Annotated in this window: 2 protein-coding genes; both read left to right on the forward strand. The window is 68.8% G+C overall.

What is annotated here, in order from left to right:
* The coding region (locus ACYPYD_RS19340; protein ID WP_459664916.1) for an ROK family protein at positions 1-926 on the forward strand (926 nt) is incomplete at its 5' end.
* A gap of 281 nt (positions 927-1,207) precedes the next feature.
* Positions 1,208-5,941 carry an NAD-glutamate dehydrogenase gene (locus tag ACYPYD_RS19345; RefSeq protein ID WP_459664919.1) on the forward strand — a complete coding sequence of 1,578 codons (4,734 nt, stop codon included), beginning with the start codon at positions 1,208-1,210 and terminating at the stop codon, positions 5,939-5,941.
* Positions 5,942-6,055 lie beyond the last annotated feature (114 nt).

The raw sequence follows: 6,055 nt of genomic DNA on the forward strand, positions 1-6,055 counted from the left end.
GAGGTGAAGGACGGAGAGCGATCATGCACAAGCTCGCGGGGATCGAACTGGGCGGCACCAAGACCGTAGTGGTCCTCGGCGCGCCGGGCCGCATCGACGAGCGGCTGGAATTTCCGACTACCGACCCGGCGGAGACGCTCGGCCGTGCGGTCGAGGCGATCGAGGGCTGGCGCGACGACAAGCCGGTGGACGCCGTCGGCATCGCCAGCTTCGGCCCGATCCGCGTCTCGCGCGAGGCGGCGGACTACGGCACCATGCTCGACACCCCCAAGCAGGGCTGGGCGGGGGCCGAAGTGCGCGCCAAGGTGGCCGAGGCGCTGGCCTGTCCGGTCGCGCTGGACACCGACGTCAACGGCGCCGCCATGGCCGAGCACCGCTTCGGTGCCGGGCAGGGCTGCGAAACCATGGTCTACCTCACCATCGGCACCGGCCTTGGCGGCGGCGTACTGGTCGGCGGGGTGCCGGCTCATGGTATGCTGCACCCCGAGATCGGCCACGTGCGCCTGCGCCGCGCCGCCGCCGACCGCTTCGAGGGTGCCTGTGCATTCCACGGCGACTGCATCGAGGGCCTGTTGAGCGGCCCTGCGCTCGCCGCGCGGCTCGGCACGCACCCCTCGCGCGTCGATCCCGAGAACCCGCTGTGGGAGCCGGTCGCGCACGATCTTGCCGAACTGCTGACGATGCTGGTGCTGACCGTTTCGCCCCAGCGCATCGTCATCGGTGGCGGGGTCGCCGGTCGCCAGCCGCACCTGCTGCCGATGGCGGTGGCGCGCATGCCTGCGCTGCTGGGCGGCTACTTGCGCGATTGCACGCGCGAGCGGCTTGCGGGCATGGTCGTGCCGCCGCTGCTGGGCGACGACGCCGGGCCGATGGGCGCGCTGCTGCTGGCGGCGAAGGCGTTCGAGGGGCATGTCGTGGCGGCTTGAATTATGCGATCCTTTGAAACAGCCGCGCATAAATCCCAATTCGTCATTGCTTCGCTACGCTCGCAATGACGAGGTGGCGGGGCACATCGTTCAGCCTTGCCCAGGATCAACGCGAACGAATATTGCGCGATCGAGAAATCGTGTTACACCCGCCACCCATTGAAAAATCCTGCCGTCACACGGATGCAGGATCAGTCCTATCGGCCTATATGGTCACAAAGCCGCAGTCCTGACGCGCAAGAAGCAGGCACGGCACACGTTGGAAGATCGCGGAGAAAGCAATGAGCGCAGGCGAACTGACCGTCCCCAAAAAGGCTTCGAAGAAGCGGGGGGCTCTCTCGCCCGCCGCCTTGCACAAGGCGCTTGCCGGAGAGGTCTGCGACGCGCTGCTTCCCGGCGATGATCCTGAGGGCAACTGGATCGACGAGGCCGTGCGCTTCCTGCTCGCCACCGCCGAAGTGCGCGAGGCGGGTGAGCCGGTCATCGACCTGACTTCCGCCAGCGAGGAGCGCCGCATCCTGCGCATCGCGCTGATCAACGACGACATGCCGTTCCTCGTCGACTCGGCCGCCGCCGTGCTGGCCGAGGCCGGGCTGGTGATCGATCGCCTCGCGCATCCGGTCGTGCCCGTGCGCCGCGACGACAAGGGCCGCCTGATCGACATTCCCGCCGACCCGGCCGAGGCGACCGGCCGCGAGTCGATGATCTACATCGAGACCCCGCGCGGCGATGCCCGCCAGCGCCGGGAACTGCTGCGCGCGCTCGAAAGCGCCATGGCCGACGTACGCGCCGCCGTCACCGACTGGCCGCAGATGGTCGAGGCGATGCGCGCCGATGCGGACCGGATCGAGGATACCGAGGGCGCCGAACTGCTGCGCTGGTTCGCCGGGACCATGCTGACACAGCTCGGCCACGTCACGCGGGGCCGGGACGGCAGCCGCAAACAGCGCCTCGGCATCTGCCGTCGCCGCCAGGAGGACGTGCTCTCCGACGCCAGCTACGACCGCGCCTTTGCGGCCTTCGACGAGGCGCTTGCCGCAGGCAAGGTCAGCGCGCCGCTGGTGGTCAAGGCCAACCGCATCGCCACCGTCCACCGCCGCGTGCCGATGGACCTGTTCCTCGTCCCCGTGATCGAGGACGGCAAGGTCGCCGCGCTGTCCGTCCACGCGGGCATCTGGACCAGCGCCGCGCTCGCCACCCCGCCCGACCGCGTGCCGCGCCTGCGCCGCCACCTCGCCGCCTTCGCCGAGCGGCTGGAGTTCGACCCCAAGGGCCACACCGGAAAAGCGCTCGCCCATGCGCTGACCAGCCTGCCGCACGACCTCGTGCTGGGGCTGGGCGAGGCCGACGTCGAGCGTCTGGCGATGACCATGACGGGTCTCGTCGACCGTCCGCGTCCGCGTCTGCTGCTCACCCGCTCGCCGCTGATGCGCCATCTCTTCGCCTTCGTGTGGCTGCCGCGCGACCTGCTTTCCACCCAGATGCAGCGCCGCATCCAGACCATGATCGAGGAGGCGGCGCAGGCCCCGACGCTCGACTGGAGCATGCAGGTCGAGGCGGGCAACCTGGCGATGCTGCGCTATACTCTCGACATTCGCGACGGCGTGCACGAGCCTTCCGAAGAGGAGCTGGACCATAACCTCCAGACCCTGCTGCGCGGCTGGACCGAGGCGGTCGAAGCGGCGCTGGCGACGATGCTGGAGCCGGGCCGCGCGGCTGCCGTCGCGGGCCGCTATGCTGAGGCGTTCCCGATCGGCTACCGCACCGATTTCGGCCCGCATGAAGCCGCGACCGACATCGCCGTGCTGCGCCGCATCGCGGTCGGCGAAGGCACCGAGGGTGAGGCCGCCGCGCACCGCGACGTGCGCTTCCACAAGCGCGAGGGCGATCCTGAAACCTGGGTCCACCTCAAGATCTATCAGTCCGAAGGCGGTTTGCCGCTGTCCGACGCGGTGCCTGCGCTGGAAAACTTCGGCTTCCGCGTCATCGCCGAAGTGCCCACCGCGCTGGAGAAGGGCAAGCTGGGCGTGATCCACGACTTCGTGCTCGAAACGCTCGACGGCCGTGCCCCGGCTGAAGTGCTGGATCAGGCCGCCTCGATCGAGGACGCGCTGCGCGCCGTGCTTAACGGTTCGGGCGAGAACGATGCGTTCAACCGCCTCGTCCCCGGCCTCGGGCTCGATAGCGGCGAAGCGAACTGGCTGCGCGCCTGGTATCGCTACTTGCGGCAGGCGGGAACGCATTTCGGTATCCCCACCGTGGTCGATGCGCTGCAGGGTGCGCCCGCCGTCACCACCGCGATCATCGCGCTGTTCCGCGCCCTCCACGACCCCGCGTTCGAGGGTGACCGGGCCGAGGCGCGCGCGCGATCCGAAGAGGCTATCCGGGTCGGGCTGGCGAACGTCAACGCGATCAACGACGACCGTTTGCTGCGCGCCTTCCGCGACATCGTGCTGGCCATGCTGCGCACAAATGCCTTTGCCACAGCGGGCGAGACGGCGTTGGCCTTCAAGTTCGATTCCGCCCTTGTCCCGGGCCTGCCCAAGCCGGTGCCATGGCGCGAGATATTCGTCTATTCGCGCCGGGTCGAGGGCATCCACTTGCGCGCGGGACCGGTGGCGCGCGGCGGCCTGCGCTGGTCCGACCGCCGCGACGACTTCCGCGTCGAGATCCTCGGCCTGATGAAGGCGCAGCGGGTCAAGAACGCGGTCATCGTGCCGACCGGCGCCAAGGGCGGCTTCTATCCCAAGCAACTGCCCGACCCCGCCCGCGACCGCGCCGCATGGGCGGCCGAAGGTCAGGCGAGCTACGAGGTCTTCGTCGATACGCTGCTGTCGATCACCGACAACATCGTCGGCGACAAGGTGGTGCACCCCGAGGGCGTCGTGATCCGTGACGGCGAGGACCCCTATTTCGTCGTCGCCGCCGACAAGGGCACGGCCAAGTTCTCCGACGTCGCCAATGGCATCGCCGACCGGCGCGACTTCTGGCTCGACGATGCTTTCGCCAGCGGCGGCTCGAACGGCTACGACCACAAGGCGATGGGCATAACCGCCAAGGGCGCGTGGCTCTCGGTCCAGCGTCACTTCCTGGAAATGGGCGTGGACGTGCAGGTCGATCCGGTCCGCGTGATTGGCTGCGGCGACATGTCCGGCGACGTGTTTGGCAACGGCATGCTGCTGTCGAAGGCATTGAAGCTGGTGGCGGCCTTCGACCACCGCCACATCTTCCTCGACCCCGAACCCGATCCGGCGAAGGCCTGGGCAGAGCGGCAGCGCCTGTTCGACCTGCCGGTGTCGAGCTGGAACGACTACGACAAGGCGCTGATCTCGAAGGGCGGCGGCATCTTCCCGCGCAGCCTCAAGTCCATCCCGCTGAGCGAGGAAGTGCGCGCGGCGCTGGACATCTCGGCTACCGAGATCGACCCGGATTCGCTCATCACCGCGATCCTCTCGGCGCCGGTGGACCTGCTGTGGTTCGGCGGCATCGGGACTTACGTGAAGTCCTCGGCCGAAAACAATGTTCAGGTTGGCGATCCCACCAACGACGCTCTGCGCGTCAGCGGCAACGAACTGCGCGTGAAGGTGATCGGCGAGGGCGCGAACCTCGGCGTCACGCAGGCGGGCCGCATCGAGTTCGCCTCACGCGGCGGGCGCATCAACGCCGACTTCATCGACAACTCGGCGGGCGTCGACTGCTCGGACAACGAGGTCAACATCAAGATCGCGCTCGCCGCCGCCAAGCGCGCGGGCAAGCTACCCGAGAAGAAGCGCGTCGAACTGCTGCGCGCGATGACCGACGAGGTCGCGGTGCTGGTGCTTGAGGACAACCGCCTCCAGGCCCTCGCACTCTCCATCGCCGAGCGGGGCGGGGCGCAGGCGATCCCCTCGCATATCCGGCTGATCGAGACGATGGAGGAAAGCGGCCACCTCGATCGCAAGACCGAGGGGCTGGCTGACAACGACGCCCTCAGCCGCCGCGCGCAGGACGGGCGGGGCCTGACCCGGCCGGAATTGGCGGTGCTGCTCTCCAGCGGCAAGCTGCAGCTTCAGGCCGCGATCGAGGACAGCGCGCTGGCCGCCGATCCGGCGCTGACCGGGCTGCTGCTCGCCGCCTTCCCGCAGCCGATGCAGGACAAGTACGGCAAGTTCATCAAGGGCCACCGCCTCGCGAAGGAGATCATCGCGACCAAGCTGGCCAACCGCATCGTCAACCGCCTCGGCATCGTCACGCCGTTCGAACTGGCGGAAGAGGAGGGCGCGCACCTCTCGCAGGTCGCTGCCGCCTTCGCGCTGGCGGATGGCCTGTTCGGGTTGACCGCGCTGTGGGAGACGCTGGAAACCGCGCCCATGGCCGAGACGGCGCGCGTTGCGCTGTTCGATACCGTCGCCGTCGCGGTGCGGGGGCACATGGCCGACCTGCTGCGCGCGGGCGCGGGCCAGATCGCCCCTTCCGAACTTTCCGCAAGGCTGCAGAAGGGCATTGCCGCGCTCTCGACCGACACGGCGGAACTGCTCGGCGAGCGTATCGCCGCGCATTCGCGCAAGCTGCGTGACGGGCTGGTCGAACTCGGCGCGCCCGAGGATGTGGCGACCGAGGTGGCGCATCTGTTCGACCTCGACGGCGCGGTGGGCATCGCCTCGCTCTCGGCCGAGACGGGGATTGCGCCGCGCCGTCTCGTCACCGCTTTCACGCGGGTCGGTGCGGGGCTGGGCCTCGACTGGGCGCAGGCTTCGGCGGCGCTCATGAGCCCGTCGGACCCGTGGGAGCGCTTGCTGGTTGCGGGCCTCGCGCGCGATTTCCAGCAGATGCGGCTGGACTTCCTGCGCGGCCTTGCCCGGACCAAGGCGGGCAAGAGCGATCCTCTCGCCGCCACCGAGGAATGGGGCCGCCAGCACAAGAGCGCCATCGATGCCTTCCGGGGCATCGTCCACCGCGCGGAGAATGCGGTGGCGATCACGCCCGCGATGCTGGCGCAGATCGCCAGCCAGGCGCGGAACCTGCTGGGGCGGTGATTTCGCTGGAGGCACTTCGGCGATGGTCGGAGTGCCTCTTTCTTTTTCGTCATTGCGAGCGAAGCGAAGCAATCCAGGGCAGTCTTGCACCGCTCTGGATTGCTTCGCTTCGCT

The sequence above is a fragment of the Novosphingobium sp. 11B genome (genome assembly GCF_054589055.1).